At 68.6% G+C, this 14,066-nt stretch carries 13 protein-coding genes; 10 read left to right on the top strand and 3 right to left on the bottom strand.

What is annotated here, in order from left to right:
• Position 1: 1 nt before the first annotated feature.
• From rpoB to ACQUS7_RS04475, 8 genes are all read left to right on the top strand, one after another.
• Positions 2-1,831, top strand: coding sequence for a DNA-directed RNA polymerase subunit B (rpoB, locus tag ACQUS7_RS04510; RefSeq protein ID WP_435127297.1), 1,830 nt, complete (start codon positions 2-4; stop codon positions 1,829-1,831).
• A gap of 2 nt (positions 1,832-1,833) precedes the next feature.
• The gene (locus tag ACQUS7_RS04505) at positions 1,834-4,767 is read left to right on the top strand and encodes a DNA-directed RNA polymerase subunit A' (protein ID WP_435127299.1); all 2,934 of its coding nucleotides are present in this window, start codon (positions 1,834-1,836) and stop codon (positions 4,765-4,767) included.
• Positions 4,760-6,001: a DNA-directed RNA polymerase subunit A'' gene (gene rpoA2 / locus ACQUS7_RS04500; RefSeq protein WP_435127301.1), complete on the top strand. Its 1,242-nt coding sequence runs from the start codon at positions 4,760-4,762 to the stop codon at positions 5,999-6,001. Before ACQUS7_RS04505 ends, rpoA2 begins: the two co-directional genes overlap by 8 nt.
• Positions 6,002-6,427: a NusA-like transcription termination signal-binding factor gene (locus tag ACQUS7_RS04495; RefSeq protein WP_435127303.1), complete on the top strand. Its 426-nt coding sequence runs from the start codon at positions 6,002-6,004 to the stop codon at positions 6,425-6,427. It abuts the gene before it with no gap.
• A 294-nt stretch (positions 6,428-6,721) separates the two neighbouring features.
• Complete coding sequence (locus ACQUS7_RS04490; protein ID WP_159898793.1) at positions 6,722-7,150, top strand: 30S ribosomal protein S12; 429 nt, start codon at positions 6,722-6,724, stop codon at positions 7,148-7,150.
• A complete protein-coding gene (locus ACQUS7_RS04485) occupies positions 7,150-7,764 on the top strand; it encodes a 30S ribosomal protein S7 (protein ID WP_435127305.1) in 615 nt (204 codons plus the stop codon). Before ACQUS7_RS04490 ends, ACQUS7_RS04485 begins: the two co-directional genes overlap by 1 nt.
• A 199-nt stretch (positions 7,765-7,963) precedes the next feature.
• Positions 7,964-8,266: a hypothetical protein gene (locus ACQUS7_RS04480; RefSeq protein WP_435144997.1), complete on the top strand. Its 303-nt coding sequence runs from the start codon at positions 7,964-7,966 to the stop codon at positions 8,264-8,266.
• A gap of 132 nt (positions 8,267-8,398) precedes the next feature.
• Positions 8,399-9,298, top strand: coding sequence for a hypothetical protein (locus ACQUS7_RS04475; protein WP_435144994.1), 900 nt, complete (start codon positions 8,399-8,401; stop codon positions 9,296-9,298).
• Positions 9,299-9,385: 87 nt separating this feature from the next.
• On the opposite strand, the gene ACQUS7_RS04470 is transcribed toward ACQUS7_RS04475, so the two are convergent.
• Positions 9,386-10,024, bottom strand: coding sequence for a class II aldolase/adducin family protein (locus tag ACQUS7_RS04470; RefSeq protein WP_435144991.1), 639 nt, complete (start codon positions 10,022-10,024; stop codon positions 9,386-9,388).
• Positions 10,021-10,725: an HAD family hydrolase gene (locus ACQUS7_RS04465; protein ID WP_435144988.1), complete on the bottom strand. Its 705-nt coding sequence runs from the start codon at positions 10,723-10,725 to the stop codon at positions 10,021-10,023. Before ACQUS7_RS04465 ends, ACQUS7_RS04470 begins: the two co-directional genes overlap by 4 nt.
• Before the next feature lie 99 nt (positions 10,726-10,824).
• Here ACQUS7_RS04465 and ACQUS7_RS04460 point away from each other — a divergent pair, with 99 nt between their 5' ends.
• Both ACQUS7_RS04460 and ACQUS7_RS04455 read left to right on the top strand, forming a co-directional pair.
• A complete protein-coding gene (locus ACQUS7_RS04460) occupies positions 10,825-12,129 on the top strand; it encodes an MFS transporter (protein WP_435144985.1) in 1,305 nt (434 codons plus the stop codon).
• A gap of 56 nt (positions 12,130-12,185) precedes the next feature.
• Positions 12,186-12,611 carry a hypothetical protein gene (locus ACQUS7_RS04455; RefSeq protein WP_435127317.1) on the top strand — a complete coding sequence of 142 codons (426 nt, stop codon included), beginning with the start codon at positions 12,186-12,188 and terminating at the stop codon, positions 12,609-12,611.
• 632 nt (positions 12,612-13,243) lie between these two features.
• Here the strand turns inward: ACQUS7_RS04455 and ACQUS7_RS04450 are convergent.
• Entirely contained in the window at positions 13,244-14,005 is a 762-nt protein-coding gene (locus tag ACQUS7_RS04450) for a DUF5781 family protein (protein ID WP_435127319.1), read from the bottom strand.
• Positions 14,006-14,066: the final 61 nt, after the last annotated feature.

Genomic DNA, 14,066 nt, shown 5'->3' with positions numbered 1-14,066 from the left:
CATGGCAAGCCAACAGCGAGAAGCGAAAGTGTACGTCAACGGGAGCCTGGTCGGGACCCACCCGGACCCGAACCAGCTCGCAGCACAGATTCGGGAGGCGCGCCGCCGCGGCGACGTCTCCGACATGGTGAACGTCTCGGTGAAAGAGCGCACCGGCGAAGTCATCGTGAACGCCGACGCCGGCCGCGCGCGCCGGCCGCTCATCGTGGTCGAGGACGGCGAGCCGCTGCTCGACGACGAGACCATCGACGCGCTCGAACGCGACGAAATCGAGTTCGAGGACCTCGTCGACCACGGCCTCGTCGAGTTCATCGACGCCGAAGAGGAGGAGGACATCCTCGTCGCGACCGACGAGGAGGACATCACGGAGAACACGACCCACCTCGAAATCGACCCGCAGCTCATCTTCGGCATCGGCGCCGGGATGATTCCGTACCCGGAGCACAACGCGTCGCCGCGGATTACGATGGGTGCGGGGATGATGAAGCAGTCGCTCGGGCTGCCGGCGGCGAACTACCGGATTCGGCCGGACACCCGCCAGCACCTGATGCACTACCCGCAGCTGTCGATGGTGAAAACCCAGACGACCGAGCAGATCGGGTTCGACGAGCGGCCGGCGGCGCAGAACTTCGTCGTCGCCGTCATGTCCTACGAGGGGTTCAACATCGAGGACGCGCTCGTCATGAACGAGGGCAGCGTCGACCGCGCGATGGCGCGCTCGCACTTCTTCCGGACGTACGAGGGCGAAGAGCGGCGCTACCCCGGCGGCCAGGAGGACCGGTTCGAGACGCCGAGCCAGGACGTCCGGGGCGCCCGCGGCGAGGACGCGTACACGCACCTCGACGAGGACGGCCTCGTGAACCCGGAGACGCAGGTCGACGAGAACTCGGTGCTGCTCGGGAAGACCAGTCCGCCGCGGTTCCTCGAAGAGCAGGACGACATGGGCGGGCTGTCCCCGCAGAAGCGCCGTGAGACGTCCGTGACGATGCGGTCCGGTGAGGACGGCGTCGTCGACACCGTGACGCTGATGGAGGGCGAGGACGGCTCGAAGCTCTCGAAGGTGTCCGTGCGCGACGAACGCATCCCGGAGCTCGGCGACAAGTTCGCGTCGCGGCACGGCCAGAAGGGCGTCGTCGGCCACCTCGCGCCGCAGGAGGACATGCCGTTCACGGAGGACGGCGTCGTCCCCGACCTGGTCATCAATCCGCACGCGCTGCCGTCGCGGATGACGGTCGGCCACGTCCTGGAGATGCTCGGCGGCAAGGTCGGCTCGCTGGAGGGCCGCCGCGTCGACGGCACCGCGTTCCAGGGCGAAGACGAAGAGGAGCTCCGGTCGTCGCTGGAGGAGCACGGCTACAAATCCTCCGGGAAGGAGGTCATGTACTCCGGCGTCACCGGCGAACGCATCGAGGCGGAGATCTTCGTCGGCACCATCTTCTACCACAAGCTGTACCACATGGTGTCGAACAAGCTCCACGCCCGCTCGCGCGGCCCCGTGCAGGTGCTGACGCGGCAGCCGACCGAGGGGCGCGCCCGTGAGGGCGGCCTGCGCGTCGGCGAGATGGAGCGCGAAGTGCTCATCGGACACGGCGCCGCGATGGCGCTGAAAGAACGGCTGCTCGACAGCTCCGACAAGGAGAGCGTCTACATCTCGGAGGACACCGGGATGGTCGCCGTCGAGGACGTCGAGCAGCGCCGCGTCTACGACCCCATCACCGGGGACGAGGACAACATCCACGAGATCGAGATCAGTTACGCCTTCAAGCTCCTGCTGGACGAGATGAAGGCGCTCGGGATTCGACCCACGCTCCAGCTGGAGGACGCAGTCTAACAATGTCAGGTTCACCGAAGGAGATCGGCGGCATCAGTTTCGGGCTGATGGACCCGGAGACGTACCGCGACATGTCCGCGACGAAAGTCATCACGGCGGACACGTACGACGACGACGGCTACCCGATAGACATGGGGCTGATGGACCCGCGGCTCGGCGTCATCGACCCGGGACTGGAGTGTCGCACCTGCGGCAAACACTCCGGGTCGTGTAACGGCCACTTCGGCCACATCGAGCTCGCGGCGCCCGTCATCCACGTCGGCTTCACGAAGCTCATCCGGCGGCTGCTCCGGTCGACGTGCCGGGAGTGCGGCCGGCTCGCGCTCACCGACGAGGAGAAAGACGAGTACCGCGAGAAGATGCAGCGCACCAAGGACCTCGGCGGGGACCCGACCGACGTCCTGAAAGCCGCCGTCCGGGAGGCCCGGAAGGCGTCGACGTGCCCGTACTGCGGCGAGCCGCAGGCGGACATCAAACACGAGAAGCCGACGACGTACTACGAGGTCCAGGACGTCCTGTCGGGCGACTACTCCGAACGCATCGCGTCGGCGATGCAGCCCGACGAGGACGAGGAGGACGACGAGGGCATGTCGCCGCAGGAGCTCGCCGACGAGACCGGCATCGAGCTGTCGCGCATCAACAACATCCTCTCCGGCGAGTTCCGGCCGCGCAAGGAGAGCCGGAAGGCGCTCGAGAAGGCGCTCGGCGTCGACCTCACCGAGGAGGACATGAACAAGCTGATGCCGTCGGACATCCGCGACTGGTTCGAGGACATCCCGGACGAGGACCTCGACGCGCTCGGCATCGACCCGGAGGGGTCGCGGCCAGAGTGGATGATTCTGACCGTGCTGCCGGTGCCGCCGGTGACGACGCGGCCGTCGATCACGCTCGACAACGGTCAGCGCAGCGAGGACGACCTGACGCACAAGCTGGTCGACATCATCCGCATCAACCAGCGGTTCATGGAGAACCGCGAGGCCGGCGCGCCGCAGCTCATCATCGAGGACCTGTGGGAGCTGCTGCAGTACCACGTCACGACGTTCGTCGACAACGAGATCTCCGGGACGCCGCCGGCTCGCCACCGCTCCGGCCGGCCGCTCAAGACGCTCAGCCAGCGCCTGAAAGGCAAGGAGGGGCGGTTCCGCGGCTCGCTGTCCGGGAAGCGCGTGAACTTCTCCGCGCGGACCGTCATCAGCCCGGACCCGACGCTGTCGCTCAACGAGGTCGGCGTCCCCGACCGGGTCGCAAAGGAGATGACGCAGACGATGAACGTCTCCGAGCGCAACCTGGACGAGGCGCGGCGGTACGTCTCGAACGGCCCCGAGGGCCACCCGGGCGCGAACTACGTGAAGCGACCCGACGGCCGCCGCCTGAAGGTCACCGAGAAGAACTGCGAGGAGCTCGCCGAGAAAGTCGAGGCCGGCTGGGAAGTGAACCGCCACCTCGTCGACGGCGACATCGTGATCTTCAACCGGCAGCCGTCGCTCCACCGGATGTCCATCATGGCCCACGAAGTGGTCGTGATGCCGTACAAGACGTTCCGGCTGAACACCGTCGTCTGCCCGCCGTACAACGCCGACTTCGACGGCGACGAGATGAACATGCACGCGCTGCAGAACGAGGAGGCCCGCGCGGAAGCGCGCGTCCTCATGCGCGTCCAAGAGCAGATTCTCAGCCCGCGGTTCGGCGAGAACATCATCGGCGCGATCCAAGACCACATCTCCGGGACGTACCTGCTCACCCACCAGAACCCCGAGTTCACGGAGACGCAGGCGCTCGACCTGCTGCGCGCGACGTCCGTCGACGAGCTTCCGGAGCCGGACGGCACCAACGAGGCCGGCGACGAGGTCTGGACGGGCCGCACAGTGTTCTCCGAGCTGCTGCCAGACGACCTGAGCCTCGAGTTCACGTCGTCCACCGGCGACGAAGTCGTCATCGAGGAGGGGCAGCTCGTCGAGGGCACGGTCGACGAGGACGCCGTCGGCGCGTTCGGCGGCGAGGTCGTCGACACGCTGACGAAGGTGTACTCGGAGACCCGCGCCCGCGTGTTCATCAACGAGGTGGCGTCGCTGGCGATGCGCGCCATCATGCACTTCGGGTTCAGCCTCGGCATCGACGACGAGTCGATTCCGCCGGAGGCGAACGAGCAGGTGGACGAGGCCATCGGCTCCGCGTACGAGCGCGTCCAGGAGCTCATCGAGACGTACGAGGCCGGCGACCTGGAGTCGCTGCCGGGCCGCACCGTCGACGAGACCCTGGAGATGAAGATCATGCAGACGCTCGGGAAGGCGCGTGACTCCGCCGGCGAAATCGCGGAGGACCACTTCGCCGACGACAACCCGGCGGTCATCATGGCGCGTTCGGGCGCCCGCGGCTCGATGCTGAACCTCACGCAGATGGCCGGCTGCGTCGGTCAGCAGGCGGTTCGGGGCGAACGCATCAACCGCGGCTACGAGGACCGGACGCTCGCGCACTACGAGCCCGACGACCTCTCCGCGGAGGCGCACGGCTTCGTCGAGAACTCCTACCGGAGCGGCCTGACGCCCGAGGAGTTCTTCTTCCACGCGATGGGCGGCCGCGAAGGCCTGGTCGACACTGCGGTCCGGACGTCGAAGTCCGGCTACCTGCAGCGCCGTCTCATCAACGCGCTCTCCGAACTGGAAGCGCAGTACGACGGCACCGTCCGGGACACCTCCGGCAACATCGTCCAGTTCGAGTTCGGTGAGGACGGCACGTCGCCCGTGAAGGTGTCCTCCACGGAGGACGACCCCATCGACGTCGAACAGATCACCGACCGCATCGTCGAGTCCGAGTTCGGCTCCGAGGAGGAGAAACAGCGGTTCCTCGGCCGGAAGGAGCCGCCGACGAACCTCTCGGAGTACGCCGGGCCGGGGCTCGACAAGGCCGGCGGCGTGGGGGTGGAGTCCGATGACTGACTCCGTCGACGAGTTCGTCGAGTCGCACACGCACGTCACCGAAGACATCGCGCTGGTCGTCGAGGACACGGAGCTGCCGCGGCGACTGAAAGACCGCGTGTACGACACCATCGACGAGCGCGGCGGCGTGACCGCCGAGCAGGCGAACGAGATCGCGCAGGCGGTCGAGTCGCGCTACCTCGACACCCGCGTCGACCCGCTGGAGCCGGTCGGAACCGTCTCCGCACAGAGCATCGGTGAGCCGGGGACGCAGATGACGATGAACACGTTCCACTACGCGGGCGTCGCGGAGATGGACGTGACCCAGGGGCTGCCGCGGCTCATCGAGCTCGTGGACGCCCGGAAGACGCCGGACACCCCGATCATGATCGTCCGGCTGGACGACGAGTACGCGACCGACCGCGAGAAGGCCCACCAGGTCGTCTGGAAGCTGGAGGCGACGAAGATTCTGGCGCTCGGCGACGTGTCGACGAACGTCGCCGACATGGTGGTCTCCGTCGACCTGAACGAGGAGACGCTGCTGGAGCGGTGGCCGACGCACGACAGCGCCACCGAGGTCGCCGGCATCGTCGCCGACACTATCGAGGACGCCCTCGGCGTCAAGACGCGGCAGTCCGGCACCGACATCGAGTTCGGGCCGGAGGAGCCGAGCTACCGCGAGCTGCTCCAGCTCGTCGAGCAGCTCCGCGAAATCGTGTTCAAGGGCATCGAGGAGGTCACGCGCGTCGTCATCCGGAAGGAGGAGGTCGACGGCGGCGACGAGGAGTTCGTCCTGTACACCGAAGGGTCGGCGTTCTCCGACGCGCTCGAAATCGAGGGCGTCGACGCCTCCCGGACGACGTGTAACAACATCCACGAGATTCACCGGACGCTCGGCATCGAGGCCGCCCGGGAAACCATCATCAACGAGACGATGGAGACGCTCGAAGAGCAGGGGCTCGACGACGTCAACATTCGGCACCTGATGCTGGTGTCGGACATCATGACGAACCGCGGCACCGTCGAGTCCATCGGTCGGCACGGCATCTCCGGGTCGAAGGAGTCCGTGCTGGCGCGCGCCGCCTTCGAGGTGACGGTGAACCACCTGCTCGACGCCGCCATCCACGGCGAGGAGGACGACCTGAACGGGGTCATCGAGAACGTCATCGTCGGGAAGCCCGTCTCCATCGGGACCGGCGACGTCAACCTCCGGATGGGGTCGAAACCCGACTCCTCGAAGCCGGCCGACGACTAGATGCGCGTCGAGATCTCCGACGAGGCGCGCCGCTACATCGGCGTCTTCGACGAACTGACGGACGTGACGCCGCTGGACTGTCTCGTCCAGGACGACCACGACCGCGTCGTCTTCCTCGTCCCGGCGGGCGAGATGAGCGACGCGGTCGGCCCCGGCGGCCGCACGGTCGACCGCGTCGAGTCGGAGCTCGGCGTCGACGTCGACCTGGTGGAGGACGCGCCGACGCCGGAGGCGTTCGTCGCGAACGCGCTGTCGCCAGCGGCGGTCCGCGGCGTCACGATATCGGAGCAGAACGACACCGTGGCGTACGTCGAGGTCGCCGAGGCCGACCGCGGCGTCGCCATCGGGACCGGCGGCCGCAACATCGAGGCGGCGCGCGAACTGGCGCGGCGGCACTTCGACATCGACGACGTCCAGCTCGCCTGAGCCGCGACGCGGCCATCGATTCCGGTTCCGCCGGCGTCCCGGCGCTCGGGGCACGGACGCTTCTCCGCCGCTCTCTGATTCTCCGCCGAACAGCCGCGTTTGCGGCGCCGACGGCTCCGCCGGCAACGACGGCTTCTGCGCGCCGCATTCGGACCGAAACCGGTTCTGCCGCCGTGACTCGAACCGCGAGACGCGACGAGAACGCGGTAGAGCCACCGCTAACCGAATCTGAGCGCGTCTCGCCGTGAGCGAAAGGGAACCCTTACGTACCTCCGTCGTGAACGTCGGTTCACTATGGCGAACGGCAAGTACGCCGCGCGGAAGCTCAAGAAGGACCGCCAGAAACGCCGGTGGTCCGACTCGGAGTACGCGCGACGCGAACGCGGTCTCGGCGAGAAGTCCGACCCGCTCGAGGGCGCCCCGCAGGGGCGCGGCATCGTCCTCGAGAAGGTCGGTATCGAAGCGAAGCAGCCGAACTCGGCGATTCGGAAGTGCGTCCGGGTTCAGCTCATCAAGAACGGGAAGCAGGTCACGGCGTTCTGTCCCGGTGACGGCGCCATCTCGTTCATCGACGAACACGACGAGGTCACCATCGCCGGTATCGGCGGCGCGAAGGGCCGCGCGATGGGCGACCTGTCCGGCGTGAACTACAAGGTCGAGAAGGTGAACGGCGTCTCGATGATCGAACTCGTCCGCGGGAACGCGGAGAAACCCGTCCGATAATGAGCGAGGAAGACGCACCCGAGCCTGACGCGCCCGCCGACTCCGAGCAGGCCGAGGACAACGCCCAGCTGTTCGGGACGTGGGACGTCACGGACATCGAGTACGACGACCCGTCGACGCGCCGCTACATGAACGTGACACCCATCGCGCACACGATGGGTCGGCACGCATCCAAGCAGTTCAAGAAGTCCGAAATCTCGCTCGTCGAGCGGCTCATCAACCGCCTGATGCAGACCGACGAGAACACCGGGAAGAAACAGCAGGCGACCCGCATCGTCCGGGACGCCCTCGACATCATCCACGAACGCACCGACGAGAACCCGGTGCAGACGCTCGTGACCGCCGTCGAGAACGCGGCGCCGCGCGAGGAGACCGTCCGCCTGAAGTACGGCGGCATCTCGGTCCCGAAGGCGGTCGACGTCGCGCCCCAGCGCCGCGTCGACCAGGGCCTGAAGTTCATCGCCGACGGCGTGCAGGGCGCCACGTACAAGACGAAGAACGCGGCCGCCGACGCGCTCGCCGACCAGCTCATCGGCGCCGCCAACTACGACGTCCAGACGTACGCCATCTCCCAGAAAGAGGAGAAGGAGCGCGTCGCCGCCGCGGCCCGCTAACGCCGCGAACCAGCCGCTCTGCGGTTCTCCCACTTCTCGTTTTCTCTCCGTTCCACGGCTCGCGAGCCGCGGCTACAGCCGTCAGCGAGGACCGCTCGAAAGTACCGTCGTCCTCGCTGTCGGCGTCCTCCCGGGCACCGTGCGGTGACGAGTCCTGCTCACCGTAGATATTTGCCGGTTCGAAAGAACGGCCCGTTCGATGCCCTCCAGATTCGAAGACGCCCTGTGGAGCGAGCCGTCCGGTCGGCTCCACGGACTGGTACTGTTCGCTGGCTCGGCCGTCTTCACGAGCATCTACGTGTACTACGACGTGCTTCACGGCGTTCCGTCCAGTAGCTCGCTCGTGATGGCTATCGGGTTCGCGCTGTCCGGGACCGCCGAGTCACTCCAGGTAGCGGACCGACGCGTCACGGTCGGACTGCGTCTCGCTGCGATGCTGGTGGTGCTCGGGCTGCTCGCCGTGAGCGCCTTCGCTCCCGAGGCCGTTCTCGGCGCTCGGTAGCGTCGCGTCTGACCCGCGCGGCTGCTCGCCGACGGGTTCAGGTCGACAGCGCCGAGAAAACGGGGCCCCGAACGGAGACGGACGCACGTGGGTCCCGGAAAACACTTACCGCGACGACGCACAGCGAACCGCGTGAACGCCCGCGCCCTCCTCGCGCTCTGCGCGCTCGCCCTCCTCGTCTCGCTCGGCGGCTGTTCGGCGGCCGGGTCGCTGGACATGACCGCCGTGAACGACACGCAGTTGGCCGAGCAGGCCAGCCGCGACCTGCCGCGCGTCGACGACGAATCCGGCGAAGACCCCGGCGCCGACTACCGCGCCGTCGTGCAGGGAGCCGTCAGGAACGGCTCCGCCACCCAGAACGGGACGTCCCCGATGGTCGACACCGAGGGGCTGCCGTTCGCCGTCGACGGCGCGTACTACGACCTCTCCGTGGAGCCGGTCGGGAACCACTCCGAGCTGCTGGTGGACGTGAAAATCGACTACAACGGCACGACCGACGGCCCCGCGGTCGCCTACGAGGACCTGTCGCCGGCGGACAAGGCGCTGCTGGACACGCTGTTGCAAGCGGAGCACGAAGACCAGGGCGAGGGGTACGACTTCGGCGCCGGCGCGCGCTACACCGACGCCGAGGCGAACGCGTCCGTGCTGCTCGCCGGCGACTACGCGGCGGTCCGCTACCGCGGCGAACGCTACCCCATCGCGGTCGACTCCCGGCCGGTGACGGTGACGACGTACCGCTACACCGCCGAGCAGGTCGCGCCGAACGCCGAGGCGTACGCCCAGTCGCTCCGGGAGACCTACCAGTTCACGCTCTCCGGACTCTCTACCGAGGAGCGGAAGGTCGTCGACGAGGCGATACGAGGCACGTACTACGCGGAGTCGACCGACGACTCGGCGTTCCAGTCGGTGCTCCAGCGGTTCCGGAGCCACGACGCCGTCCGGAGCGACGAGTACAGCGGCTCGTGGGTGGTGCGGTACGACGGCGACCTGTACTGGGCGGAGCTGCACTACGGCGGCTTCACGCAGACCTGACGGGGACGAACGGTTCGGCCCGGAATGCGGACCGGGTCGATGCCGGCCGTGCGGGCCGGGATGGACCGATGCGGACCGGCTCGGCTCTTACTGCCCGTACCCTTCGAACTGCTCGATGGCCGTTTCCAGTTCCTCGTCCGGGAGTTCGACCGGGTCGCCGCCGGCGGCCTTCGACTGCAGGTAGAGCTGCGCGAGGCTCTCGACGTGCTCGGTGTGTTCCACCGCGGTTTCGATGTCGTCGGCGACGACGACGAGCCCGTGGTTCTCGATGAAACACGCCGTCGCGTCGGCCGCCTCCATCGCGGCGACGACGTTCGCGGCGAGCTCCTCGGTGCCGTACGGCGCGTACTCGGCGACCGGGACGCGCTTGCCGACGGCGACGATCATGTAGTGAATCGGCGGCAGCGGCTCGTGCAGCACCGCCATCGTCGTCGACCACTGCGAGTGGGTGTGGACGATTGCGCCAGGGTCGTCGGCGTGGCCGCGGTAGATGTGGCGGTGCATCGGCACCTCGCTGGACGGCTTCATGCGCCCGGCGACGCGCTCGCCGTCGAGGTCGACGACCGGGACGTCCTCGGCGTCGAAGGCGTCGTAGGCGACGCCGGTCGGCGTCACGGCGAACCGGTCGCCGCGGCGGATGCTGAGGTTCCCGGTGCGGCCGGGCGTGAGGCCGGCGAGTTCTGGGGCGTGCGCGACCACCGCGTCGCGTTCGGCGTCGAGTGTCACAGTACCAGCTCCGTTAGCTCCCCGAACCCCTGAATGATGTGGTCCGGCCGCTCGCGCCCTGTCAGGTCGTCGGCGTCGTCCGGGCCGTTGAACAGCGCCGTCGTCAGCCCGACCGCGTTGCCGCCGACGACGTCGGACTCGACGGAGTCGCCGACCATCAGCGTCTCGCTGGCGCGCCGGTCGAGCCGCGCGAGCGGCAGCGTGAACATCGCCGAACTCGGCTTCTCCCGCCCGGTCTCCTCGGACGTGAGCAGCAGGTCGACGTGTGCTTCGATGCCGAGCCGGTGGAGCTTCTTCAGCTGGATGCGGGTCGTGAGGTTGCTGACGACGGCGACGTCGACGCCGGCGTCCGAGAGCGCGGCGAGCGCGTCGACGACGCCGTCGAACAGCGTCATCTCGTCGACGTACGCCTCCCAGTACGCCTCGCCGAGTTCGAGGGCGTGCTTCGACCGGTGAGTGCCGGCGTGGATGTCGATGGCGCGCTTGAAGTAGAGGAACCGCTCGTGGGCGGACGCGGTGCCGGCGAGCTCCCGCTTCACTTCGCTGCGCCCCTCCTGGTACAGCGACTCGAACTCGTCGCGGGTCAGGTCGTACCCCTGGTCGCGAATCGTCTCGAAGGCCGCCTCCTTCCCCGCCGCGTTGCACGGGGCGTACGGGTAGAGCGTGTCGTCGAGGTCGACGAACACGGCGTCGAACGTCATGGGCGTCGTATCCCGCCGCCCCGGTAAACCGCTGTCGGCGTCGCGGCACTGAAACCAGTTTCAGGGAACGCCTTTCCGGCAGTCGACTCCACGGCCACCATGGTCGAGGACGGCGACGGCGACGGCGACGGGGACAGCGGCGGCGGCGCGGCAGGCCGACGGCTCGTCCGGCGGTTCTACCTGTTTCAGGCGACCCGGTCGGTCGGCTTTGTCTCGCCGGTGTTCGCGCTGTTCGTGCTGCGCGACCTCACGTTCGTCCAGTACGGCGCGCTGTCGTCGCTGTACGCCGCGCTCGTCGTGGCGAGCGAGGTGCCGACGGGCTACGTCGGGGACCGCTGGGGGCGACGCGCGAGCATGGCCGGCGGCGTCGGCTGCACCGCGCTGTCGCTCGCCGGGTTCGTCGTCGCCGACTCGTTCGCGGGCTACGCCGCGCTGTACGCCGTCTGGGCGTTCGCGGCGACGTTCAACTCCGGGAGCAGCGACGCGTGGCTGTACGAGACGCTCGACGAGCACCTCGACGGCTCAGAGTTCACCCGGGTTCGCGGCCGCGCCGGCGCCGTGGAGCGCTGGACGTCGGTGGCGACGATGCTCGTCGGCGGCGTCCTGTACGGCGTCGACCCGCGGCTCCCGTTCGCGGCGTCCGTCGCGCTGTCGCTGCCCGGATTCGCCGTGCTGTGGACGCTTCCCGACAGCCGCGGCGACGCGGCGGCCGCGTCGGGCGACCGTCCGTCCGCGTTGGAGGCGCTCGGCGTCGCCCGGAGCTCGTTCGCTGAACCGGGGCTGCGCGGCGCCGTGCCGTACGTCGCGCTGCTGCTCGCCGCTGTCGCCGCCGCCGGGAGCTACGTGCAGCCCATCGGCGTCGACCTGTTCCGCGAACTGCTGCCGGCGTCGCTGTCGGCGGTGCCGGAGCCGTCGCTGCTCGGCGCCATGTACGCGGCGTTCACCGGCGTCGCGGCCGTCGCCGCCGGGTCCGCCGGCGCCGTCGAGCGTCGACTCGGGGTGCGCGGCGCCCTGCTCGTCGTCCCCGCCGTGCCGGCCGTCCTGATGCTGCTGCCGCCTGTCGCGCTCGCCGCGGCGCTCCCGATGTTCGTCGCGCGGACCGCCGCCAGCCCGGTCGTCGTCCCCATCGCGTACGGCTACGTGAACGACCGGGTCGCCGCCGGCGACGCCCGCGACGGCGACAGCACCGGGTCGGCCGGCGCCGACGCGGCGCGGGCGACGACGCTGTCGGCCGTGTCGATGGTGCAGGGCGCGGTGCGGACGCCGCTCGCGTTCGTCGCCGGCGTCGTCGCGGGCGCGTACGGGCCGACGGCTGCCCCGGCGCTGCTCGGCGGCGTGGTGCTCGTCGCCGTCGCGGCCGCCGCCATGTGGAACCCTGTCGCCGGCGACGGGGCCGCGTCGTAGCGACTGATAATCGGAGGCGAGCCACTAAGAGGGTACGCCGGCCGGAGTCGGCTATCATGAACTCGGTCACGGGCCTGCTCGGTCTCGTCGTCGCGGTCGCGGCGCTCGGCGCGCCGTTCCTCAGAACCGACGCCGGCCGCCGGGCGTTCGGACTGCTCGCCGGCACCGTCGACGCCGCCGAGGACCGCGACGTCCACCCGGACCGCGCGATGGTCGCCGCGACGTACGCCGGATTCACGGCGGGCTACGTCGGCCTGGTCGTGCTCGCGAGCGACCTCGCCGGCGACTCCGGGCTGTACGGCCGGACGCTGATGCTGCTGTTGCCGTTCGCGTTCTGCGTCGCCGCGGCGACGACCTGGCTGCCCTCCCTCGGCGTCGACTGGCGACCCGTCGGGCGACGCACCGAGGCGACGGTCGCGTGGACCGGGTTCGTCGCCGTCGTCACGGTCGCCACCACCGGCGGCTGGCTGCTCGTCGGCTGAACCGGCTGTCCGCCGTCCCTCGGCGAGACTTTCAGTCGGGTGCTGCCGAACTCCTCCTCGTTCGACACCTGTGCTGAAATAGCGAGAAAATATTCGTGCTTATTGTTTCACGGGTCTGCTACTCAGTGACCGATTCGAGCAAATGACGGTCGATTCTCCAAGCTACTCCTGCACTTAGTGCAGCCATAGCTGCCCCGAGTGTTGCGAGCGCAGAGTAGCCGCTCAGTGCAAGTGGAACTCCGAAACCGAGGAGGCTGTACTGAACCGCCATCCGTTTGTTCCCATCACGATAGGCGGATTGGCTCGTCCAGAGGGAGAGGACGCCAGCGAGTATACCGAATAGGAAACTCGTCTGAACACCGACACCTCCGACTACGGTTAGCGGAATCTGAGAAATTATCGCAGCCCCAACCAAGCTACCAATGACGATGATCCCAAAACGCTGAATTGGTAGCCTCCCTATCACCATCTTCCTGTTATCTCTACCCCCATTTCAATAAGCTTCCCGGAGAGGAACGGAAGGACGTTGCGTAGTTCCGCCGCACACGCCCATTCACACCAGAATATGTCGCGGATACGGACCTTCAACAGAGCCCCGACAGCCACGCGTTCGGCTGGCGACGGTGTGCCGCCTAGTCCGCCGCGGGCGCGCTTCCCGAGTCGACGGCGTACAGCCGCGTCACGTCGACGAGCGCCTTCCGGTAGTCGGACTCCGACGGGTCGGCGGCGAGCGACCGGAACTGCCGTTTGAACGCGGCGAGGTCGACCGCGGGGGCGTCGTCTGCGGCGGCGTGTGCGAGGTCGTACAGCCGGTGGTCGCGGCCGACGAGGTCGTGCCGTTCACACATCGCGAGCGCGAACGCCGCGTTCACGGCCGTGATGTCCGGGTCGGCGGCGCCGGTGAGCAGCCGCGACTCCGGGTGCGGGTGGTCGCGCGGCCGGTCGGCGACGGCGGCGGCGAGCTGCGACTCGAAGAACGTCACGAGCTTCTCCGCGGGCGCGACCGAGAGCGTGATGTCGTCGGCGTAGATGTCCTTGCAGTGGTTCGCGATCTGGTAGCACTGCGCGATTTTCCGGCGCTCCACCGACGTCCCCGAGAGCGCGAGGAACAGCGCCTCCTCCGTCGGCTGGGTGTGTGACGGGTGGGACTCCTCGTGGCGCGCCATGTGCGCGAGTTCGTGCAGCGCGAGTTCGCGCGCCATCGCCGACGTGGCGGCCTTCCGGGAGATGTTGAGGACGTGCCGGTCGTCGTAGTGGCCCGCCCAGGTCCGCTCGTCGGGGTCGTCGCGCACGCGGACGGTGACGGGTCGAGAGAGGTCGTACTCCGTTTCCAGCAGCGACGCCGCCCCGAGGAACGGGTCCGGGGGGACGCCGCCGCGAACGCGGACATCCATGCGTACCGTTACCACGGCGTCGGCGGGCTTGACTCTTGTGCCGAAGTGGCACGCGTGGGTC

The sequence above is a fragment of the Halobaculum sp. P14 genome (genome assembly GCF_051195155.1).
GTDB lineage: Archaea > Halobacteriota > Halobacteria > Halobacteriales > Haloferacaceae > JBNTKA01.
Note: the sequence above shows the minus strand (reverse complement) of the source record. Positions and strands in the feature narration are given on the sequence as shown.